Annotated in this window: 20 protein-coding genes; 1 reads left to right on the top strand and 19 read right to left on the bottom strand. The window is 47.2% G+C overall.

Going from position 1 to position 19212, the window contains the following annotated elements; genetic code table 11:
- Positions 1–570: IS30 family transposase (locus AB5150_RS09495; RefSeq protein ID WP_368291738.1), on the top strand; the 570-nt coding region annotated here is incomplete at its 5' end.
- Between the two features lie 231 nt (positions 571–801).
- On the opposite strand, the gene AB5150_RS09490 is transcribed toward AB5150_RS09495, so the two are convergent.
- The 19 genes from AB5150_RS09490 to AB5150_RS09400 all read right to left on the bottom strand — a co-directional run bounded on the left by AB5150_RS09490 (position 802) and on the right by AB5150_RS09400 (position 19199).
- Complete coding sequence (locus AB5150_RS09490; protein WP_015533548.1) at positions 802–1740, bottom strand: M14 family metallopeptidase; 939 nt, start codon at positions 1738–1740, stop codon at positions 802–804.
- The gene (locus tag AB5150_RS09485) at positions 1733–2671 is read right to left on the bottom strand and encodes a M14 family metallopeptidase (protein ID WP_022216686.1); all 939 of its coding nucleotides are present in this window, start codon (positions 2669–2671) and stop codon (positions 1733–1735) included. The genes AB5150_RS09490 and AB5150_RS09485 overlap by 8 nt, the downstream gene beginning before the upstream one ends.
- A 160-nt stretch (positions 2672–2831) precedes the next feature.
- Positions 2832–3644 carry a sporulation transcription factor Spo0A gene (gene spo0A, locus AB5150_RS09480; RefSeq protein ID WP_015533550.1) on the bottom strand — a complete coding sequence of 271 codons (813 nt, stop codon included), beginning with the start codon at positions 3642–3644 and terminating at the stop codon, positions 2832–2834.
- A gap of 143 nt (positions 3645–3787) precedes the next feature.
- The gene (gene spo0A / locus AB5150_RS09475) at positions 3788–4591 is read right to left on the bottom strand and encodes a sporulation transcription factor Spo0A (protein ID WP_015533551.1); all 804 of its coding nucleotides are present in this window, start codon (positions 4589–4591) and stop codon (positions 3788–3790) included.
- Positions 4592–4836: 245 nt separating this feature from the next.
- Positions 4837–6912 carry a SulP family inorganic anion transporter gene (locus tag AB5150_RS09470; protein WP_368291737.1) on the bottom strand — a complete coding sequence of 692 codons (2076 nt, stop codon included), beginning with the start codon at positions 6910–6912 and terminating at the stop codon, positions 4837–4839.
- A gap of 152 nt (positions 6913–7064) precedes the next feature.
- Positions 7065–8177 carry a SpoIVB peptidase S55 domain-containing protein gene (locus tag AB5150_RS09465; protein ID WP_022216688.1) on the bottom strand — a complete coding sequence of 371 codons (1113 nt, stop codon included), beginning with the start codon at positions 8175–8177 and terminating at the stop codon, positions 7065–7067.
- 105 nt (positions 8178–8282) lie between these two features.
- Entirely contained in the window at positions 8283–9968 is a 1686-nt protein-coding gene (gene recN / locus AB5150_RS09460; RefSeq protein WP_055272711.1) for a DNA repair protein RecN, read from the bottom strand.
- 57 nt (positions 9969–10025) lie between these two features.
- The gene (locus tag AB5150_RS09455; protein WP_015533554.1) at positions 10026–10475 is read right to left on the bottom strand and encodes an arginine repressor; all 450 of its coding nucleotides are present in this window, start codon (positions 10473–10475) and stop codon (positions 10026–10028) included.
- A gap of 1 nt (position 10476) precedes the next feature.
- Positions 10477–11331: an NAD(+)/NADH kinase gene (locus tag AB5150_RS09450; protein ID WP_055144060.1), complete on the bottom strand. Its 855-nt coding sequence runs from the start codon at positions 11329–11331 to the stop codon at positions 10477–10479.
- A 10-nt stretch (positions 11332–11341) separates the two neighbouring features.
- The gene (locus AB5150_RS09445; RefSeq protein ID WP_022216691.1) at positions 11342–12145 is read right to left on the bottom strand and encodes a TlyA family RNA methyltransferase; all 804 of its coding nucleotides are present in this window, start codon (positions 12143–12145) and stop codon (positions 11342–11344) included.
- A gap of 11 nt (positions 12146–12156) precedes the next feature.
- On the bottom strand, positions 12157–14034 hold the full coding sequence (dxs, locus tag AB5150_RS09440) for a 1-deoxy-D-xylulose-5-phosphate synthase (RefSeq protein ID WP_055144058.1): 1878 nt from the start codon (positions 14032–14034) through the stop codon (positions 12157–12159).
- A gap of 21 nt (positions 14035–14055) precedes the next feature.
- Positions 14056–14940, bottom strand: a complete 885-nt coding sequence (locus AB5150_RS09435; protein ID WP_022216694.1) for a polyprenyl synthetase family protein — start codon at positions 14938–14940, stop codon at positions 14056–14058.
- Complete coding sequence (gene xseB, locus AB5150_RS09430) at positions 14937–15170, bottom strand: exodeoxyribonuclease VII small subunit (protein ID WP_015533558.1); 234 nt, start codon at positions 15168–15170, stop codon at positions 14937–14939. Before xseB ends, AB5150_RS09435 begins: the two co-directional genes overlap by 4 nt.
- A gap of 2 nt (positions 15171–15172) precedes the next feature.
- A complete protein-coding gene (gene xseA, locus AB5150_RS09425; protein ID WP_022216695.1) occupies positions 15173–16453 on the bottom strand; it encodes an exodeoxyribonuclease VII large subunit in 1281 nt (426 codons plus the stop codon).
- Entirely contained in the window at positions 16437–16916 is a 480-nt protein-coding gene (gene nusB, locus AB5150_RS09420; protein ID WP_015533559.1) for a transcription antitermination factor NusB, read from the bottom strand. The genes xseA and nusB overlap by 17 nt, the downstream gene beginning before the upstream one ends.
- 36 nt (positions 16917–16952) lie before the next feature.
- Positions 16953–17372, bottom strand: a complete 420-nt coding sequence (locus AB5150_RS09415) for an Asp23/Gls24 family envelope stress response protein (protein WP_015533560.1) — start codon at positions 17370–17372, stop codon at positions 16953–16955.
- 100 nt (positions 17373–17472) lie between these two features.
- The gene (locus AB5150_RS09410; protein ID WP_015533561.1) at positions 17473–18105 is read right to left on the bottom strand and encodes a SpoIIIAH-like family protein; all 633 of its coding nucleotides are present in this window, start codon (positions 18103–18105) and stop codon (positions 17473–17475) included.
- 12 nt (positions 18106–18117) lie between these two features.
- Positions 18118–18726 carry a stage III sporulation protein AG gene (locus AB5150_RS09405; protein ID WP_022216696.1) on the bottom strand — a complete coding sequence of 203 codons (609 nt, stop codon included), beginning with the start codon at positions 18724–18726 and terminating at the stop codon, positions 18118–18120.
- Positions 18726–19199, bottom strand: coding sequence for a stage III sporulation protein AF (locus AB5150_RS09400; RefSeq protein WP_349818533.1), 474 nt, complete (start codon positions 19197–19199; stop codon positions 18726–18728). Before AB5150_RS09400 ends, AB5150_RS09405 begins: the two co-directional genes overlap by 1 nt.
- Positions 19200–19212 lie beyond the last annotated feature (13 nt).

The following is a 19212-nucleotide window of genomic DNA, read 5'->3' as shown; positions in this document are numbered from 1 at the left end:
GTACAGAAGCGCATGAGTGCTGGTACATCTATAGAATACAGGTCAGATGAAGTTGATGGCCGTCAGACATTTGGGCATTGGGAGATGGACACTGTAAAAGGTCAGCGTGGTAAAAGTAAGTCATGTCTGCTTGTGCTTACTGAGAGATTTACGCGTAGAGAGATAGTCAGGAAGATTCCAGATCAGGGACCAAAGTCTGTTGTTGCTGAACTTGATAATTTAGAACACCGCCTTGGTGCTATGTTTCCGAAACTCTTTAAAACAATAACAGTTGATAATGGAGTTGAGTTTTCAGACTATCAGGGCATGAAGCGGTCATTGCTCCATGATGGAGACAGGACGAAGATATATTACTGTCATGCTTATAGCAGTTATGAACGTGGCAGTAATGAGAATGCGAACAAGTTAATCAGGCGGCATATACCTAAAGGTGCTGACACTGATAAGTATGATGATATATACATTAAGCACATTCAAGATTGGATGAACGCATATCCCCGCAAGGTTCTTGGATGGTCGTGTGCTGATGACCTGTTTAATAAGGAATTAAAGAAGCTCTATAGTATGTAGTATAGGGCTTCTTGTTATGTGTAAAAATAATGCACGTACTATATCGAATATGGTACGTGCAATTTTTTTTTTGACGTGATCACGACACTGTAATTTAGCGTGCGAAAATAATTTAAAATAATTGTTACTTTACTATTGACAATCTACCTTTTTTGCCTATTTTCAGCTTATTTAAGCATAAAATTGTATCTTAACCCTGCATTTTCACCAAATATGTCATAACTTTCCATGCTAGTTATGCAGTCTTCGTATCATCTTAAATATCACCGAATTCTGGTATATCATAGGTGAATTCTGACAGTAGAATATGATTCCATCCGTCGGTGCGTATATGTCCGTCGTATTCTCGCCCGTCATCGGATTGATGATATTTGCAATTATGTCGCCTCGTACAACCTCGTCTCCCGGCTGGACAAGCTTCTTGAAGAAGCCGGCGGCATGCTCGGACCTTATGCTGAGCAGATCCTCCTCGTCCATGATGGTGGAAATGTATCCCGCATGGCAGTTGTATCTTATAACGCCCATACGTGTCAGGAATCTGAGCACTGAGGACACCGCCTGATTGGCACTCTCACCATTGATGGTGTCGGTAACTCCCGAATATACCGAGAAAGCCTCCGTGCCGCGCATCTGCCAGTTGTAGTTGAGCGTTGCCTTATCATATGATCTAGGCTCCGCTGTCAATACATACGGCATACCGAACTGGCTGGCAAGGCTGTTGCTCTGCTTGCCTGTCTCTATCATCCTGACGTGCGGGATAAACTCACCATCCATATAGAAGCTCGCAAACTGTATTCCGTATGCGTAGCCGGTGACCTTCTCCATCACCGCCGCTGCAATACGGCTTGTCGCCTGACCTTCAGGATTGCCTGGGAATGATCTGTTTATATCTGAATTGTCTGTTATCCAGTATTTCTTGCCCACATTGAACGAGCTGTAATTGATTGATGGTATCAGAAGTATCTTCTTCCCTGATACTATGGCGCCCCTCGCCTCCAGCTCCCCAAGCTTCTTTGCCAGAAGTGAGCTTATGTAGAGCTGCTGAAATTCATTTCCTCTCATGGCACCAACTATGCATGCAGCCTTGTCTCCGCTGCCATAGGAAAATCCCTGTATCTCGTACTCTCCTCTGTAGGCTGTGTTCATGGAATATATGATCTCTTTATTCATGGCCACCTCCGAAAATTCTGGCCACAAGTGACCCCTCTTCTATAACCGGATATTCTCTGAGTGAGAACACAATGCCGCTTCTCGGCGACCTGATGGTCTCCTCCACCGAGCCCGTGAGCACATTTACAATTCTTCCTATGATCTCTCCCTGCTGTATATATTCTGAGTGCTTTGCCACAGGAAGGAAGATTCCGCTGCTCTCAGCATTTACAAATACAACATCCTTGTCTTTTGCAAATTTAGGCTTATGTGCAGTCTCGACTTCGCCCTGCCATATTCCCATCTTCTTCATAAGAGAGAACAGTCCGTCCACTATCTGGTTCGAGTAATCGTAATCTATCTTGAGGGCAACGCCGGACTCCACTACCATACTCTTGACTCCGATCTCGTTGAGGGCATGTGCAAGACTTCCCTCCATGACCGTAGACGACGGATGTATCCATACAACATCCACATTCATGCACGCAACATACGGAGCAAGATCCGATGCCACGTCAGAATTAACCCTGACCTGTGGGATCTCCTTGATGTACACACTGCTGGAATGGACATCAACACAAATGTCCGCCCCCTCTATGTCCTTCATGACCTTTGCCGCTGTGTACTCTCCCACAGTTCCGTCCTTGGAACCTGGGAACAGAGTGTTCATATCAATGTCAAATACCGGCACATCCCTGTACTGCGCCTCAAGTCCCATCGGATTGATAAATGGATATACATCCACGATTCCAGTAAGCTTGTCAAAATCCTTCTTGATCCTTCTGATCAGTTCATAACATATGTACTGTCCGGCAACCTCATCCCCATGTATACCGGACACAATACACAGCCTCTTTTCATTTCCAGTTGGGAAATCCGGAGCCAGATGGTTCTTCTTCACCCTCATGACTTCCCCGATCAGCATGTTAGCTGATACTACAGTTTCTATCATATTTTGTCCACCTTGTATTATTTATTCGTTAGTAATTTTGCAAATTATCCCGGTACATAAAGAAAAGCAGGGTACTTGCCGTATCCTGCTTCTTGTACCTAAGTTATTATACATGATAACTGTCAGTTCTTCAAGGTATGTTGCCTACTCTGTGAGCCTGTTATGCCCTTTTCTTATACTCTATTCTGAGCTTGTCCGCTATGAGTGCGATAAACTCGGAATTTGTCGGTTTGCCTTTTCCCGCATTCACTGTATATCCAAACAAATCGTTGATGGTGTCTATCTGACCTCTGTTCCACGCCACCTCTATGGCATGTCTTATGGCTCTCTCCACGCTGGAGGATGTGGTCTTATATTTCTTCGCTATCGTCGGATAGAGAAGCTTTGTTATGTAGTTCAGCATGTTCACATCGTTGACCGCCATGATGATGCCCTCACGGATGTACTGGTAGCCCTTTATATTTGCAGGAATACCTATATCCCTGATGATATCCGTCACATCGCTCTCTATAGTATTCTCTATCTTGTGTGCCATACTCTTCTCTGTGAGACATGTAAGCTTGTCGTTCAGCCCTGACTCAAGCTCCTTCTTCTTCATATACATCTGTCTGAGTCTTGTCACAAGCTGCACCGGATTGTACGGCTTCAGGATATAATATGTCGCACCCATCTCAAATGCACATCTTATAAGTCTCTGTGATGACACCGATGTGAGTACCACAAATATCGTATTCTGATATTCAGGCAGTTCACTCATATGCTCCATCACTCCCAGGCCATCCATTCCCGAAAGACAAATGTCCAGTATCACTATATCCGGCTTGTAGAGCTTTATTGATTCCACCGCTTCATCCCCGGTGCTGACCATATCAACTACTCTCATCTCGTCCTTTGATGCATATGTGGCGATCTGTTTTGCTATCTGTGTGCTGTCGCCATCAGCAATTACAATTTCGATCCCTTTGTTTCCCATAGTATCTCCCTTGTTATGTATAAATTTACAGGATTAAGCGCTTATCCCAACTACTCTATAATAATATTAAATATGATATAATTTGTCAAGTGCTTTTAATATCATTTTTAATATCACATATTATGACAACATTTTACTACAAATTACCCTGCATTTCTCATCTTCGCTTCCAGTCTTATCTTGTCGGCAATGAGAGCGACAAATTCTGAGTTCGTAGGCTTTCCTTTGCCCGCACTTATGGTGTAACCAAACAGTTCGTTGATAGTCTCTATCTTTCCTCTGCTCCAGGCCACCTCTATGGCATGTCTTATGGCTCTCTCCACCCTTGATGCAGTTGTGCCGTACATCTGGGCGATCGTTGGATAAAGCTGCTTTGTTATAGAATTCAAAATATCCATATCCCCCACAGCTATGACTATCGCGCTTCGGAGATACTGGTAGCCTTTGATGTGCGCCGGGACTCCTATCTCGTGGATTATCCTGGTCACCACCGCCTCCAGCTCATCCGTCTTCTGCTCATTTTCATCCATCTTCAGAAGCTGGGTTGTATTGCTTCCGCGTCCTTTACATGCATCATCAAGCACACCTCTGACCTTTTTCTCATCGTATGGCTGTTCAAGCAGTCTCACCACTGCCTTGTCACCTATCGTCGAAAATACAAAGTCCAGATAATTTCTGTGCTGCTTCGATGAACAGAGCACAAATTTGACATTTCTCAGGTTCTTATTTCCAGATACGCCCTCGACCATATCCGTGATATCCGTACCGGGTATAACCTCGTCCGCGATCACTATGTCTGGCTTATCTTCTGCAATTTTCTTAACAGCTTCGTCACCCTTCTCACAACATCCAATGTACTCATAATCAGGCATATCCTCAAATACGTGCTTTAGCTGTTCAATTTCTCTTTTGTCATGTTTTACCATCATAACTTTAACATGACTCATGTTATACTCCTTCCCAAGTATAATGACGGAATAACAATATTTACTTTTTTATTCCTGTTATTCCACTACGAACATTATATATAAATGTAGTTTTCTTGGGAATATATAGAACTTCGCAAGTTACGACAGCATCAGCTTCCGGAAAACATTTTTTCTACTGCGACTGACACCAGCAGACCACATACGCACATTTAATGAAAAAATGCGGCATATCTTCCCTTTTCGGGTCGATATGCCGCGCATGATCACTTCTCTTTTGTATGTTCTTTTTCTCTGAGTCTTATGATCGCATCATAGGCCGCCGGATTGTGCTCCTTCAGGTGCTCATCCATTCGTTTTCTTCTCGCCTTATATCTGTCGACAAATTCAGGATGCTCGCTCTCAAGCCTGTGAAGAAGCTGGCTCCGCCTGCGCTCGATACGCTCTGCAACAGAGTCCTCATCCTCGCCTGTGGCCCTCACGATCTCCTCTATGTGGGCCTCCATATGCTCAAGCCATTCTTCCTCATCCTGTATATCCATCCGCTTCCAGAAACCGGTCATGAGCTGTTCAACCCCGGTTCCGTTCTTCATACTGCCTATGGATTCACGGATGTGCTTCTCTATGACATCTTCCGCATCATCGCCAAATGCCCACACAAGCTCCTGAGCCATGTGCTCCGCTCTCTTTCTCCTGATGTCATGATAACTGTTATGTACACCAACCAATGGATATGGACTCTCAAGGCCGCAGTCTGACAGTGCTCTCTCCATGGTCTGTCTCACGCATCCTGCCTCTATCATGTCGCCAAGTCCAAGCTTTCTGAGCTGGACGTTGAGCTGGCCTATATGCTCCGTGATATAGAGCTTCACCCCCTTCTCTTTCAGCGTATCATACATGATCCTGAGGGTCTTGGCAGCCGTCACATCCACGCTTCCCATGGCGGACGCATCCACTATTACAGCCTTTGTGTCATCCTGCACCGCATCCATGATATCCTTCTGGAATATGGCTATATTTGCAAAAAACAGGTTACTGCTGAATCTGTAAATAACTATATTCTGTATCGGGTATGCATGCTTGAACCTCTCGAGCGCAAGGAATTCCTCATGTCCAGGTACCAGTCCAAGGAAGCTTCTCGGAGGGTCCGCAGCCTTCCTTATGACTGCGGCAAATGAGAGTATGATTCCTATAAGAACTCCATTTATCGTTCCAAGTACCAGCACACCTAGGAAAGCTCCGCAGAATATGTAGAATTCCACCTTACTCACCTTCCACAGCTTTGCCGCCAGATCAAATTCCAGAGCACTGTAGAGTGCGGAGATGACGATTGCCGTGAGCACCGGAACCGGCAGATAACCTATAAATCCCGTTCCACACACGAGGATCACGATCATCACTACTCCTGCAAATATTCCAGTGAGCTGTGTCCTGCCTCCATACTGCTCACTCATTGTGGTTCTGGACACGGAACCGTTTATCGGACAGCAGCCTGTGAATGCCGCTGCAAGATTTGCCATTCCAAATGCCAGAAGCTCCTGATTATCGTCTATCTTATATCTGTTCTTCTGGGCGAAATTGTTCTCAGCCAGAAGCGTCTCCGCCATGATTACTACTGCTATCGACAGACTGACCGTCATGATATTTGGAAGCATCCTCTCATCTATCTGTGGTACAACGATCTGTGGAAGTCCTCTGCTCACCTCCGACAGACATACTATTCCGTATTCATCCATATCTATCACGCAGGACAGCAACGCTCCCGCTGCCATGACGCATATCGCCATCGGAAACTTTGGTATGAATCTTCTTGAAACAAGCAGTACCGCAAGAGCCGTAAGTCCCATGATTATCGACGGCACATTTACATCTCCTATCGTCTCTGCTATGTGTTCCACAAGCTCGAACAGTTCTCCTGTTCCCGCTCCGGCTCCATAGAGCTTCGGCACCTGCATGAGTATGATGGTGGTGCATATTCCTGATATGAATCCGCCCATGACCGGAGTCGATATGTAATTTACAAGCTTGCCCGCCTTGAACAGGAAGAATACCAGCAGCCACAGCGCCGTAAAGAATGTTATCACAGGAACGACCTGCATCGCCTGCTCTGTTCCCGGCGTAACCCCCAGCGTCACCAGTGCCGCTCCGACCAGCGCCGCAGGCGCGGCATCCACACCGAACACGAACTGCCTCGACGTGGACAGCAATCCAAATATTATGATCGGGAACACCGACCCATACAATCCATATACCGCCGGCAGCCCGGCTATCTGTGCATACCCCATCGATATCGGTATGGACACCGCCGCTATGATAATTCCTGTCAAAAGATCAGAAAGCAAATTCTCTTTTTTATAATTCTTTAGTGTATGACATAATGAAATTTTTGAAACCTTGATTTTCTTGCCCTCCTAGGATGTTTGTGTGTGCCGGTCTGCCTTATGCTAAAGTCCGGCACTTCTGTTCTTAATTTTATCACTAAACAGGATTAATTTCACTCCTCCAGCATATTTTCAATAAAAATCCCATACCCCCTGGTTGGATCGTCTACGAATACGTGGGTGACGGCGCCGATTATCTTGCCATCCTGGATGATCGGGGAACCGGACATTCCCTGTACCACTCCGCCCGTCAGGTCTATGAGGGCATCATCGGTCACGTGGAATTCTATATTCTTGTCGGATGAATTCCTGTCCACATACTCTATGTCTATCTCATACTTCTCAAGCTCGCCGCTCATTCTGGAATATATATAAGCCTGCCCCTTGCGGACTTCATGACCTCTGGCTATATACATACGCTCCGCATCGCCGTATTTCGCCTGGCAATAGCTGGTGTCCAGATGTCCATATATTCCACTGGCACTGTTGCCATCAATAATACCGACCAAAGATCTTCTATATGCGATGCTTCCCTGAAGTCTTCCCGGTTCCGAGGAGTATGACTTGCTTATATTTGTAATATCCGTTGTGTACACTCCACCGGTGCTGCACCGCATCATAACTCCCGTATCTATATCCGACACACTGTGTCCAAGAGCCATGAAATTTGTTCCGTCGACAAATGTAACCGTGCCTATTCCCGACACATCATCCTTCACCCACGCGCCCAGCAGATAAGCGCCATTCTCGTTTTTTTCCGGCGTGATGCTACAGACCTTCTCCTCCCCATCCCTTATATATCTCACGGACAAGCTATCACCCTGGCTTTCAGCAACAATATCAAGCAGCTCCAACCTCTTAGATATCTCCATACCGTCTACACTCACAATATAATCCCCTGTACAGACCTTTCCATCAGCAGGGCAACAGGACTCGCCATTTTCATTTTTAAAGCTACACACATCCACCACCAAGACTCCCTCCGTCTTCATATAGATTCCCATCGCCTCGCCGGACGGAACTACAGGCCGGTCAAATATATCTCTTCCAAACTCCGCATCCTTCGTGGTCGCCCTTGACACTACCCCATCAAGTGTTGAGCTTGTCTTCTCTGACCTTCCAACATCCACTCGTCTGTCCACCAACACACATAAAACCAATAGTGCTGCAAGGAGCAACAGATCCGCCACAGCCACCCATATGATCACCTTCTTATATCGCCTCATAATCTATTCCTCCTACATATACTTAAAAACAACTAATAGCTTATAAAAAAAGAGTAACAGCCTTGGCTGTTACTCTTAGTATGTTGTGTTAGGAATAACTTTATATCAGTATTTTTTTGTCTTTTCTGCCATTTGTTTCATCTCGCGGGCATTGCTCATGACTGCCTCAGTTATGGTCACGCCGCCGAGAAGTCTTGCGATCTCCTCTGTTGATTCCTCGTCGTTCAGACGGACGATCCTTGTCACTGTCTTGCCCTCGTCGGCAGACTTTTCTATGAGATAATGACTGTCTGCCATCGCTGCGATCTGCGGAAGATGGGTTATGCTTATAACCTGATGGCTTCTGGAAATAACTGCCATTTTTTCAGCAACCTTCTGAGCTGCACGGCCGCTTATTCCCACATCGATCTCATCGAATACAAGAGTGCCGATATTGTCCTCGGACGCCATGCAGGATTTGATCGCCAGCATGATCCTTGAGAGCTCACCGCCTGAAGCCACGTCATATAACGGTCTCATCTTCTCGCCGACATTTGTCGAAATGACAAAATAGCAGTCATCGATTCCATTTGCCGTACACTCCGGAAGCCTGTCAAATACCATGTCGAACCGAACCTCCATGAAACTCAGATCAGCAAGTGCATCTCTGATGTCTCTGCACAGATTCTCAGCCTGCCTCTGTCTCTCAGCAGTAAGCGCATCTGCTGCCTTGAGCATGGCTTTCTCCACCTTTTTTATTTTGTCTGAAAGTCCTGCTATATATTCGTCATATTCAGACAGCCTTTCATATTCCTTCCTGCTGTCCTCCAGATATTTGAACACCTCTTCCACGGTGCTTCCATATTTTCCCTTTATATCATTGATGACGTCAAGCCTGGACTCAACACTTCTAAACTCAGAATCGTCAAAGTCCATGCTCTGCATGTAATCATTTAATTCAACGTTAAAATCATTCAGCAGCGCGTCAATATTTTCCAACTGGCTATACAGACCGTCTATCTCTCCGTCGAGATCCTTTATACCCTTCATCGATGCCAGAGCTCTGCCGATCTCATTTCCCGCAGATGAAGAAGATTCATAACCTGTAACGCTGTATACATCCGAAGCTGCCGCAACTATATCGCGTGAATTGACCATCCTGTTGTACTGATGCTCAACATCTTCGTCCTCACCAGTCTTTATATTTGCTGACTCGATCTCCGCGATCTGATACTTGAGGAATTCTACCTTTCTGCTCCGCTCCGCCTCATCCATCGAGAGCTCGTCCATCTCACGCCTGAGTGTGACGTACTCTCTGTGACACTCTGCAACCTTCTGCTTCAGGGGATCTATGGATGCTCTGCCATATTTATCCAGAAGCTTCATATGCTCCGCTTTCTTAAGGAGCGTCTGCTGCTGGTGCTGCGTGTGCATATCTATGAGAAGCGCAGATACCTCCCTGAGCTTTGCGGCGGTCACCGCCATATCATTTATAGTGTTGATGGTTCTGGAATTATTTATTCTCCGCGTGATGAGTATCTCGCCATCCTCCGATGGCTCCACTCCCAGATCTCTGATCTGCTCAATCACCTGGGGATCATCCACCAGGAAAAGCAGTTGACAGAAGCCCTCCTTGTCAGGCTCCCTGACTATATCCTTCGGAAGCTTATCTCCCATACCAATCTTCAGGGCTCCCATGATTATGGACTTACCCGCACCGGTCTCACCGGTAAGTATGTTGAGATTATCGGTAAAATTAACATTTGCATCGTCTATGAGTGCAATATTCTTGATATGTACATTAAGTAACATTTGTATCCTCCTGTTGACGCACAGACTTTATTACACATAACATATTACAGAGAGCTGTCATCTCTGCATCTTATCTATCGTCTTCATGACCGAATCGGTCATCTCCCGGCTTCTGACCGCCAGGAATATGGTGTCGTCCCCGGCTATACTTCCGAGGAGTCCATTTATCTCCACATTGTCAAGTGCTGCGGCAACTGCCATAGCCATGCCCGACACTGTCTTGATCACTATCAGATTCTCCGCCGGCACCATGGATAATATGCCAGCCCCGAGAACCTTTCTGTACGACTCTATGGACTCATGTGTTGCCGACTTTCCCAGAGTGTACTTCTGCCTGCCACCCGCCACGGCAACCTTGGTGAGGTTAATCTCTCTTATATCTCTCGATATGGTGGCCTGGGTCGTATTGAAACCCGCCTCGGCCAGCTTCTCCAGCAGTTCATCTTGGGTCTCTATATCATATTGTTCGATTATCGACAAAATCATCGCCTGTCGCTTCTGTTTCATATCACTTTCCCCCAAGCTTGTTTCTAAGTATCTCGTAGAAATTCACGTCACTCGCCTTTACGAGCTGCGTGGTTCTCTGTGACACGCATATATCAAGGACATCGCCTGCTGCCAGTTCGAAATCATTTCCACCGTCAAATGAAACTATCGCCTCGGTGTCCTGCGTCTTCCTCTTCTTGGCGATCTCTATTGAAACCTTTGCGTCACTAGGAAGCACAATACTCTTCGAAGTCAGCGAATGTGGACATACCGGAGTGATGATCATCAGTCTTGCCATAGGATCCACGATCGGACCTCCGGCTGAGAGATTGTAACCCGTGGAGCCAGTAGGGGTCGATATGATGATTCCATCTCCCTCATAGGCATTCAGAAAGCTTCCATTTACATAGACATCAAGGCCTATAAGTCTTGAAAATCCTGCCCTGCTGATAACTATATCATTGAGTGCCCTCTTCCTGCACTCCTTGCCGTCTCCTGTTCTGACTGTTCCCCTGATCATCATTCTGTCCTGCATGGAATAATCATCCGCAAGCAGTCTGTCTATGATGGTCTGCCAGTTGGTGATCTCCCCCTCAGTGAGGAATCCCACCGTTCCAAGATTTATCCCGAACAGAGGAATCTCCACATGGCTGGCACTGGATGCCACATTGAGGAGTGTTCCATCCCCTCCAAGAACAAGTATACAGTCAAAGCTCTCAAGCTCATCCGTAACATGCTGCTTGTCACATGCACTGAAGCTGTAGCAGTCCATGGCTTTACACGCACCATTTTGCGATTCAATATACGCTGTGAGCTCCGACGTTATACGATTATCCTCATCCTTATCCGGGTTATATACTATATAAAAATTCTTCATATCGTATCCTCTATGACTTGTTCAGTTCGTTGTGGGACTCCTCCACCAGAGCCTTTATGTCGAATTCCTCATCCGTCTTCGACTCGTCCTTTGATATGTGGAGCAGATATTCTATGTTGCCCTCAGGTCCTTTTATAGGTGAATAGCTGAGGTGCAGTGTGCGGAATCCTATACTTCTGGCATAACCGACTATCATCTCCACAACCTCAATATGGGTTGAAAGCTCTCTGACAACGCCCTTCTTGCCAACCTTCTCTCTTCCCGCCTCGAACTGCGGCTTGATAAGGCACACGATCTCTCCACTATCCGTAAGCAGCTCCTTTACCGCTGGAAGCACCTTTGTAAGAGATATAAATGACACATCTATCGAAGCAAATTCAATCTTATCGTCAATATCCTCAGGTGTGACATATCGTATATTTGTTTTCTCCATACAGACAACTCTCTCGTCATTTCTGAGCTTCCATGCAAGCTGTCCATGACCCACGTCAACGGAATACACCTTCACCGCACCATTCTGCAGCATACAGTCGGTAAAACCACCAGTGGAAGCACCTACATCCATGCACACCTTACCCGCAAGTTCCACGCCGAAATGATCCATAGCCTTCTCAAGCTTCAGGCCTCCACGGCTCACGTATTTGAGGGTGTTGCCCCTGACCTCTATCTTAGCAGTCTCGTCAAATGTCGTGCCGGCCTTATCCTCTTTGTTATTGTCAACATACACTATTCCTGACATGATGATGGCTTTCGCCTTCTCTCGTGAATCTGCCAGTCCCTGTTCTACAAGGAGAACATCAAGTCTCTTCTTCATCTGTCTTCCTCTTATTCTGTACAATCTGTCGATATTATATGTTTTATCCTGTCATACAGCGAATCCGCGTCAAGCTTCAGCATCCTCCTGAGCTCCTCCACGCTTCCATGCTGTACAAATGTATCCTCAATGGCACACACTGTCACATCCACATCAAGATGTCTGTCCATGACATACTCCTCGACCAGAGATCCGTATCCGCCATGCTTTATCTCTTCTTCAATAACCACTATATGTTTATGATCCTTGCTGAGCTCATCTATCATATCAGTATCTATCGGCTTCAGGAATCTTGCATTGACAAATGTGACATTTGTTCCATCGGCCAGCAGTCTGTCATACACCTTCTCGGCCTCCTGGACCATGTTTCCAACAGCCACTATGGCAAGCTTCTGTCCCCTGTGGATCATCTCGCTCCTGCCATACTCAATATCCACATTGTATTCCTTAAGTCCGTAATAAGCCTCTCCTCTGGAATACTTGAGCGCAACCGGACCATCGTAAGCAACAGCCCACTCCATCGCTCTGGTGAGCTCATATCTGTTCTTCGGCGCAATGATGGTCATGTTCGGAATATGTGACAGAAACGCAGTGTCAAATATGCCCTGATGTGTATCGCCATCTGCACCGACAAGCCCTGACCTGTCAATGGCAAATATGACATGCAGCTTCTGCAGGCACACATCGTGTAAGATCTGATCATATGCCCTCTGCAAAAATGACGAGTATATCGCAACCACAGGCACCAGTCCCGACGTAGCAAGTCCCGCGGCAAACGTCACCGCATGTTCCTCCGCAATGCCCACGTCAAAAGCCCTGTCCGGGAACTCCGCGGCAAATGCCGCCACTCCTGTTCCCTTGCCCATGGCAGCCGTTATGGCTGTTATCCTTGGATCAGCCTTACCAAGCTCCACCAGCTTTCTGGCAAACACTCCTGTGTTTGTCATGACCTTCCTGTCCTTCATGACCTTTCCTGTCTGTATATCAAACGGATCAATGCCGTGGAAATAGCTCGGGTGTCTCTCGGCATGGGTATAACCCTTGCCCTTCACAGTCTTCACATGCACAAGGATCGGTCTGTTGAGCTTAAGCGCTTTGCGGAAAGTGGCCTCCATCACATCTATATCGTGTCCGTCTATAGGTCCTATATATGTGACACCCAGCTCCTCGAAGAACATACCCGGCACAAATATCTGCTTGATGGAATCCTTTGACTTCTTCAGCCCTCTGGCAAGATGCTCTCCAGCCACAGGGATCTTCATGAGGATCTTCTCCACGTTACCCTTAAAATCATTGTACTGCTGCCCAACACGTATCTTGCTGAGATATGTGGACATGCCGCCAACATTCCGATCGATGGACATATTGTTATCGTTCAGCACAACAAGGCAACCGGTCTTGATATCCGCCATATTATTCATGGCCTCATATACCATACCACCTGTGAAGGAGCCATCTCCGATCACTGCGGCAATCTTCTCATTTGTACCCTTGATACTTCTGGCGCACGCCATTCCGAGCGCAGCAGAAATGGATGTTGAGCTGTGTCCTGTATTGAACGCATCGCACGGGCTCTCACTGGTCTTCGGGAAACCGCTCATTCCTCCAAACTGTCTGAGAGTGCCCATCTCATTCTTCCTGCCCGTCAGTATCTTGTGGACATAGGACTGATGTCCCACATCCCATATAAGCTTATCCTCAGGGAAATCCAGAACCCTGTGAAGTGCCATTGTAAGTTCCACGCATCCAAGATTCGGAGCCAAATGTCCACCGGTCTCGCTCACATGCGACACCAGAAATTCTCTGATCTCATCCGCCAGCTCCGGCAGATCTTCCCTGTCTATATCCTTTATATCGTTTGGTTTATTTATTCTATCCAGTATATTCATATGCACACCACGAGAGGAGTCCTATTTATCCCTGTTTATCAGCCAGATGACCAATTCCTTCAGAAACTCATTGTCCCCGCCTATCTCTTCCAATTCTCTTACTGCTCTCTCCGACAGCTCAGTCACATAACGTCTGGATTCATCAATTCCATGTATCGTGACATATGTAACCTTGCCATTCTCCTCATCACTCAGCGTCGGCTTTCCAAGGAGCGCACTGTCTCCACAGACATCCAGAATATCGTCCTGGATCTGGAATGCCATGCCGACGTCCGATGCTATCTTGTGTACCGCCGCAACCTTAGCCTCGTCTGCCCCCGCAAGTATCGCGCCTATCATCATGGATGCCTCTATGAGGGCTCCGGTCTTGTTCTCATACACATATTCAAGCTGCTCCTTTGAGAGCTCCTTGCCGGTCATCTCCACATCGACGACCTGACCGCCTATCATGCCGTTTATACCCGGCTTCTGCGCAAGCACACACATCGCAGACGCCACAGCATGTATATCCTCACCCATGCCAAATGCCTTACATGCGGTCTCATATGCATAATTGAGCAGCGCATCCCCCGCAAGAATGGCCATCGCCTCGCCAAATACCACATGGGATGTCTTTCTTCCGCGCCTGTAATCGTCATTGTCCAGAGCCGGAAGATCGTCATGTATGAGTGAATATGTATGTATCATCTCTATCGCAGCCATGAACGGCTTTATAACCTCTGATTTGCCACCGAACAGCCTGTATGTCTCCTCCATGAGCATTGGACGAAGCCTCTTTCCACCCGCCTCTACCGAGTACGCCATGGCCTCACACACTGTCCTGTTAAATCCGTCTGCAGGTGGCAGATAGCTCTCAACTATATCGTTGATCCTTACCGCCTTCTCCGCTATAAGTTTATCTATCATGCTTCCTCCTGACCCGAAAGTGTTATCATCTCTTTCTCAACATCGCACAGGTAATTCCTGCATCTGTTTATGAGCTGGACGCCCTCAGAATAAAGCTCCATGGACTCCTTGAGCCCCGTATCAGTATTCTCAAGCGCAGCCGCTATCTCATCAAGTCTGGCAAGAGCCTCCTCTATGGACACATCCTGAAGAGTGTCCGCTGTATCCATATTCTGTGTATCTTCTGCCATATCTATTCCTCCTGCCCGGTCACGTCAGCCACGACCGCCTGTATTCTTCCATCATGAAGAGTTATCTCTATATCATCCCCAGGTGTGATCCCTACCACAGATCTGACAGGCTCACCATCCGATGAAATATATCCAAATCCATTTATGAGCTTAGCTGTAGGCGAAAGGCCATGTATTCTCTCCGTCATGACCGCAAGGGCATTCCTTGTCATGTCGTACTTTCTGACCATCGCGCTCTTCATCCTATCATGAAGTCTGTCGCAGCGCATAGATCTGTCCTCTATCTTATCCGCCATCAGCTCATTTATCTGTTTCTCTATTCTGTCAAGCTGCTGCCTCTGACTGTCCATTCTTCCGGATGGACTTAAGAGTCTGAGCTGCCTGTCATATCCATCCAGACTCCTCGCAAGTCTGTCTATCCTGCCGGATATCAGCATGGTGAGCTGTTCAAGTCTCCTGTCAAATCCGGCAACTGTCTCTGCCACCACCGGAAGCGCATGCATGACAGCCGTGGACGGATTGGATTCTCTCCTGTCCGCAACCATGTCCGCAACTGTGGTGTCTATCTCATGCCCCGTAGCCGATATGATAGGTGTCTCCGCATTGAATATGGCCCATGCCACCTGCTCCTCATTGAACGCCCACAGATCCTCCTTGGAACCTCCGCCTCTTCCGACGATGATGAGGTCGAGCCCCATGGAATCAAGTATCTCGATTCCTCTGGATATATCCGCCGCCGCATACTGTCCCTGCACGGTCGCAGGATAACAATAGAGCTGGGCATACGGATCCCTCCGTTTTGCCACTGCACGGATATCGCTTATCGCAGCCTTTGCCCCCGCCGTCACTATACCAATACGCCTCGGATAGGCGGGAATAGGCTTCTTGTATTCCTGCGAAAACAGCCCCATGCCGTCCAGTCTGGCTATGAGTCTCTCCAGCTTGGCATTCACCTCGCCGTCACCCACACGCACCAGCCTGTCTACATAGAGCTGATACTTTCCGTCTCTCACGAAGACATCAATATGACCAAATGCATGAACCTTGTCTCCGTTCTTCGGAGCAAACTTGAGTCCATATACCTGTTTTCCCGCAAACATAACAGCCGCCAGAACTCCGCTGGGATCCTTGAGACTGAAATACATATGACCTCTCTTGTCTGTTCCGAGTCCTGTGATCTCTCCCTCAACTCCCAGACTGCCAAGCCACGGCTCGCCGCTGACCAACTCCTGTATCCTCTCATTGAGTTCCTTGACTGTATATATGTTATTCTGCTGTGGCATCTGCGCCACTCTCCTTCTTGTCCTTATCACCGGATACAAGCTTTGCAAGAAGTGCATTCACGAACTTGCTCGCCGATGCATCACAATACTTCTTTGCCAGCTCAACCGCCTCATTGATGGCGACCTTCTCCGGTATGCTCTCATCGTACTTCACTTCATAGACACCAAGCCTTAATATAGCCAGCTCCTCCTTGCCTATACGAGGAAGCTTCCAGCCTTCTGATATCTGTGAAATGATCTCATCTATCTCTGCTTTCTTAGAGATGATATTCTTAACCTTGGTGGTTATATAATCTCTGTCCTCATTGCTGACTATTCCGTACAGAAGCGGATCGTCCTCCTCATCTCCCGGCATCTCAGGGTCAAATGCAAAATCAAGCTGATCCTGCATGCCCTCAGCGTCATTGAACTCCAGTGTAAATACTATCTTGAATATCCTGTCTCTTATATCTCTTCTAGTCATATCTTCCTCTCCACTATATAAAGCTTTATCTGTATCCTATCTGCCATCTCCAACACGTACACCGGCTATCCTTATGTTGACTTCCTCAACGCTCAGTCCTGTCATGGTCTCTATAGCCTGCTTGACCTTATCCTGAACCTGACCTGATACTGATGGTATGCTGTACTCGTACAGAACCTCTATCGCAATATCAACCTTTACCTTGCCAGGAAGAAGCTCTACCTTAACGCCCTTTGCAGGGTTCTTCTTTCCGAACTTTGAGGCAAGCTCATTTGGAAGGTTGCCTGTAAGTCTGTATACACCTTCAACCTCTCCGGCTGCAAGCCCTGCTATGATAGCCACTACGTCATCCGCTATCTGAACTTTGCCCAGAGAATTGCTCTCTTCTATATTGTAAGAATTATCCTGAACCGCGCTGCCTTCAATCACGATATCATCATTCAACTTATCACTCATGGTCATACCTCCCGTTTCGTATGGGTTATTTGAATCTTATTATAATCTGAAGGCAGCTATTTTGCAAGTATATGCGATTCACGGCTTATCCTTCCGCTGTCTATTTGCCACCCATGACAGATATTGCAACACTGCTTATATCATACCCTGTTTTTCGGATAACTATGTCCTCTATCTGTGCTCTCTCGGTATCCGACAGCGATTCCACATTCAGCGACACGTCAACAGCCTCATCACTTATCGTCACTATGGCATCGCTATACCCCTTTGCCGCCAGAACTGTCTCGACATCTGTCTCCTTCTCTATGGTATCGTTCAGCTTCACATATGTATCTGTCGCCTCCTTCTTTGCCGAATCGCTGAGTGCCTCATCACCTATCACATCCATCAGAGCTTCCTTGCTCCTTGATCTGCTCTGCTCACGGTTCAACTTTGCCGCGGCCATATTGCTTGTCACCTGTGCACTGGTGAGTACAGCGTCACCGATCTCATCCTCCTGGCCATTGAGCTCCACATCCTCGGTCTGGCCATTCTCATCCTTCACCGCCTGTGAGTTCTCATTTTCCGCCATGGACGAGAGATCCTCATAGTTGATCACCTCCACCTGTTTTTTGTCAGTTTTTTCCTTCTTCTTGTCCTTTCCTGCATCCGCAAAGCTCATGTAACCGGCCACCCCTATCATAACTGCAAGTGCGATGACCGCCAGTCTGTTCTTTCCACTGAATTTCTTCATAGTCCCTCCACATTAATTTGCTTCTAATATCACAATCTTATGCGTCGGCACGTCAAATAATGCCTGCACTGCATTCGTTATCTTCAGCGTTGTATCGCCATTTTCCGCCCCCTTGCAAATGATAACCACACCCTCGGTCTCCGGCTCCCTGTACCTGACCACATACGGCGAGCTCCCACTGCCCTCACTCACCATGACCGTCTCCTCCGACACGCTTCTCTGGCTGCTGTCGCCGTTCTCACTGGAACTGCTTCCGGAGTCCTTGAGTGCTATGTTCTCACCGCTGTCCTTGACCGTTATCATCACTCTCACATCCGATATTCCGTCCACCTGCTCAAGCACTGATGTGAGTCTCTCCTCCATATACTCCACATAATCCGTGGTATCCCCTGACATATTCCGGTCATTTCCGCCGGTCACATCCGCGTCTGTCTCATCGGACTGTCCGGTCCATCCGCTCTTTAGGTCATTTTTATCAGTCTTGCTGTTATTTGCCGGCCACACAACTATCATCAGACAAATCCCTGACAGCAAAATGAGCAGCAACTTGTATAATCTGTTGTTGCTGCTCTTCAATATATTCATGATCCCCGATATTCCCTTTTTCTTAGAATCCTCCACTACAGTCCCTCCTGCATATGATCTGTATTGCCCCTCCTGATGGTAATCCTATTCTCATCAACGCCGTATTCCTCTGACACAGCAGATCTCACTCCGTCTGTGTCTACTTTATCAAACTGTATGTATATCTCCATGCTGTCTATCCCAAGCTCCTCCCCGGTGACTATACGCACCACCGCATCGGCATTACAATTGTCAGATATAAACCGCTCCACTACCTCCTCCATGGCCCTGACATACATCTCATCATCGCCCTCGGCCACGTCCATTCCAAGCGATTCACTGTATGTATTGAACTCTATCCTGTCCGCATACCCAAGCCAGCCTATGACAGGATTTATCACGACCATCATCATGACAAATCCCACAGCCGCCTGGACATATCTGCGCATCTTCGGATCCGGGGCAATATACAGCACGACAGAAAAAAGTATACTGCACACAACTATATTTTTCAGCCACTCAGCAAGCATGCACATCCTCCAT

This window comes from Coprococcus sp. RTP21281st1_F1_RTP21281_210402 (assembly GCF_040915325.1).
In the GTDB taxonomy this organism is placed as follows: Bacteria; Bacillota; Clostridia; order Lachnospirales; family Lachnospiraceae; genus Coprococcus; species Coprococcus aceti.
Note: the sequence above shows the minus strand (reverse complement) of the source record. Positions and strands in the feature narration are given on the sequence as shown.